Annotated in this window: 2 protein-coding genes and 2 pseudogenes; 2 read left to right on the top strand and 2 right to left on the bottom strand. The window is 75.9% G+C overall.

The window, feature by feature from the left end; genetic code table 11:
* Positions 1–473 precede the first annotated feature (473 nt).
* Positions 474–1277 (top strand): annotated as a pseudogene (locus tag HGA02_RS21020) (MFS transporter); the annotation flags it as partial.
* Positions 1247–1967 (top strand): annotated as a pseudogene (nth, locus tag HGA02_RS21015) (endonuclease III). The pseudogenes HGA02_RS21020 and nth, both read left to right, overlap by 31 nt.
* Positions 1968–2100: 133 nt before the next feature.
* Here the strand turns inward: nth and HGA02_RS13650 are convergent.
* Both HGA02_RS13650 and HGA02_RS13645 read right to left on the bottom strand, forming a co-directional pair.
* Positions 2101–3039: an alpha/beta fold hydrolase gene (locus HGA02_RS13650; protein WP_168679461.1), complete on the bottom strand. Its 939-nt coding sequence runs from the start codon at positions 3037–3039 to the stop codon at positions 2101–2103.
* Between the two features lie 11 nt (positions 3040–3050).
* Positions 3051–3326: Na+/H+ antiporter NhaA (locus tag HGA02_RS13645; RefSeq protein ID WP_210728566.1), on the bottom strand; the 276-nt coding region annotated here is incomplete at its 5' end.

Genomic DNA, 3326 nt, shown 5'->3' with positions numbered 1-3326 from the left:
GCCGCGCGGACCGATGTGCCGGTCGGCGAAACCCTCGGCGGCGGGCGTGTGCTCGACGGCCGTCAGGTTCACCGCGGCGGTGTGGCTCTCGGCCGCAGGGCCGGCGTGCGGGGCGTCGGCGTCGGGCACGGGCGGCAGGGGTGCCGTCGGCGCATGCGTCGAGGGCGGGACCGGAGCGCTCGCCGGCGGGACCGGATTGCTCGCGGGCGGGACCGGAGCGCTCGCTGGCGAGCCGGGTGCGGGTGTCCCCGGTCGCGGGGTCTCGGGCCAGCCGGCGGGGGCGTTGTCGGTCGGCATCGCCCCAGGATACGAGCGCCCGACGGCTCGGGGGTCGACCGTGGCGGGTGAGGCCGGACGCCGTTCCGGGGTTCGCCCGGTCCGTCCCGATCCCGGTCGCCGCCGGACGCGAGGCGTGTCACACCGGGCCCGCAGGCCCGGGAAATCGGTCGGAGGACCGTTCGCCCCGGGCGACAATGGTCGCCATGTCCCGCTTCCCCTACGGCGCGCTGCTGCGCCTCCCGGGGGTGGGGCGGCTGTTCGCCGTGTCGTTCGTCGCCCGCATCCCGCACGCCATGACCGGCGTCGTCCTCACGCTGCACGTCGTGACGGCGCTCGACCGCGGCTACGCGCAGGCGGGTCTCGTCGCGGGCGCGATGACGGTCGGCATGGCCATCGGTGCGCCGTGGCGCGGGCGGCTCGTCGACCGGCTGGGTCTGCGCCGCGCGATCGCACCGTCGATCGTGGTCGAGTCGGCCGTCTGGGTCGTCGCGCCGCACCTCACCTACGAGGCGCTCGTGGGCGCGGCCGTGGTCGCCGGGCTGTTCCTCGTGCCCGTGTTCTCGGTGACGCGCCAGTCGCTGTCGGTCATGGTGCCGCTCTCCCAGCAGCGGTCGGCGTTCGCGCTCGACTCGGTCGCCGTCGAGGTGACCTTCATGCTCGCGCCCGTGCTCGGCGTGGTGCTCGCGACCCAGGTCTCGACGTCGGTCGCCCTCACCGTCGTCGGCAGCACGACGGTGCTCGCGGGCGTCCTGCTGTTCTGGGCGAACCCGCCGACACGCTCGACCACCCCGGTCGACACCGCGGCGGTCGTCGAGGGCGCGCGGGCCCGCGTGCTCGGACCCGACCTCGTCGTGGTGCTGCTCGCCGCGCTCGCGGCGTCGTTCGTGCTGATCGGCACCGACGTGTCGCTCGTGGCGGCACTCAACGACGAGGGCCGCGCGTCCGACGTCGGCTGGATGATCGCGCTGTGGGCGGGCGGCTCGGTCGTCGGCGGCCTGGTGCACGGCGCCCGGCACCGCTCGCCGTCGCCGCTCGCGCTCGTCGCGATCCTCGCGCTCGCCGTCCGCTACCCGGACGCCCGCTGCGAGCTCGACTTCACGTCGCCGTTCGAGCTGCTCGTCGCGACGGTGCTGTCCGCGCAGACCACCGACGTGCGCGTCAACCTGACGACGCCGACGCTCTTCGCGCGGTACCCGGACCCCGCGGCGCTCGCCGCGGCCGACCCTGACGAGCTCGAGGAGATCCTCCGGCCGACGGGCTTCTTCCGGGCCAAGGCGCGCGCGGTGACGGGCCTGTCGGCCGCGCTCGTCGAGCAGCACGGCGGCGTCGTGCCGCACCGGCTCGAGGACCTGGTGAAGCTGCCGGGGGTCGGGCGGAAGACGGCGAACGTCGTGCTCGGCAACGCGTTCGGCATCCCGGGCATCACGACCGACACGCACGTGCTGCGGCTGTCGCTGCGGCTCGGCTACACGACCAGCGAGGACCCGCTGGTCGTCGAGCGCGAGCTGGGGGAGCTGCTGCCTCGCAGGGACTGGACCATGGCGTGCCACCGGCTGATCTTCCACGGGCGGCGCACGTGCTTCGCGCGCAAGCCCGCGTGCGGCGCGTGCCCGGTCGCGGCGTGGTGCCCGTCGGCGGGCATCGGGGAGAACGACCCGGTGCGCGCGACGGCGATGCTCAAGGGCTGACCCGCGCGACGACGGCGATGCTCAAGGGCTGACCCGCGCGACGACGGCGACGCTCAGGGGCTGACCCGCGCGACGACGGCGACGCTCAGGGGCGACGCGCGCGACGCCGAGGCTCGCCGCCCAAGAGCGCTGGTCAGGGGCTGACGAGCGCCGTCTCCGAGAGCCAGTCGAGCAGCACCTCGGACACGACGTCCGGGGCCTCGTCGGGCAGCCAGTGGCCCGCGGACGGCACGAGTTCGTACCGGTAGCGCTCCGCGACGAGCGCCTTCGTCGAGGCCGACAGCGGCGCGTACGTCGCCGGTCGCAGCCCGTCGCGCCCGCCGTGCACCTGCAGGACGGGCAGCGGCCGGGTCTGCTCGAGCGCCGCGTGGTACCGGCGGCCGTCGAGCCGTGGCATCGACCGGACCAGCCAGCGCAGCTGTTCCATCTGGCTGTGCGCCGCGAACGGCACCCGGACGGCCTCGCGGTACCGCTGCTCGGTCTCCGCGTCGAGCCACCCGGGTGCGCCGCCCCACTCGGTCAGCAGGGTGCGGACCAGGTCGCCGCGCTGGAGCGCGCGCTCGGGGAACGAGGGGAGCTGCGCGAACGCGAGCCGACGCCACGCGCCGGCCCGCAGCGCGGTGCGCGGGTGGCCGTGCACGTCGAGCGGGTGCGGGGCACCGAGGGCTGCCACAGCCTGCACGACGTCGGGCTGCAGGGCCGCCATGGCCCAGGCGATCTCGCCGCCCGTGCCGTTGCCCACGACGATCGCGCGCGACGCCCCGAGCGACCGGACGACCCCCGCGACGTCCGCGGCGAGCGTCGGGACGTCGTACCCCTGCGGCGGCTTGTCGGACGAGCCGGTGCCGCGCACGTCCATCGCCGCGACGCGGTAGCCCGCGTCCGCGAGCGCGGGGATCTGCCGTCGCCAGGCCCACCAGAACTGCGGCACGCCGTGCAGCAGCACGACGAGAGGCGTGTCGCGGTCGTCGGGACCGGAGACGGTGACGTGGAACCGGGCGCCGTTCGCGGCGACGAACCGGTGCCGCCACGGTCCCTCGATCAGGAGCGTCGCGGAGTCGACGGTGCTCATCGGAGCCGAACCTACCCGGTGGCGGGGGTCCCGTGGGCGTCCCGGCGGGCGGACGCGTGGTGCCGGTCCCGCTGCCACAGCGCGAGCCCGCCCGCGCACGCGGCGACGAGCGAGCCTGCGAGCACCGCGACGACGACGTGCTCGTCGTGCGCGCTGCCGGCCCCGAACGCGAGCTCGCCGACGAGCAGCGACACCGTGAAACCGATGCCGCCGACGAGCCCCACGGCGAGCACGTCGGCCCAGCCGAGCCCGGGCGCGAGCGACGCGCGCGTGAACCGGGCGACGAG

This window comes from Cellulomonas septica (assembly GCF_012396155.1).
GTDB classification, from domain to species: Bacteria; Actinomycetota; Actinomycetes; order Actinomycetales; family Cellulomonadaceae; genus Cellulomonas; species Cellulomonas septica.
This window is presented reverse-complemented; position numbering and strand designations above follow the sequence as displayed.

What these genes read in the sequence shown, in the direction of transcription:
- HGA02_RS13650 (WP_168679461.1), bottom strand. Translation starts at nt 3,039, where the DNA reads ATGAGCACCGTCGACTCCGCGACGCTCCTGATCGAGGGACCGTGGCGG.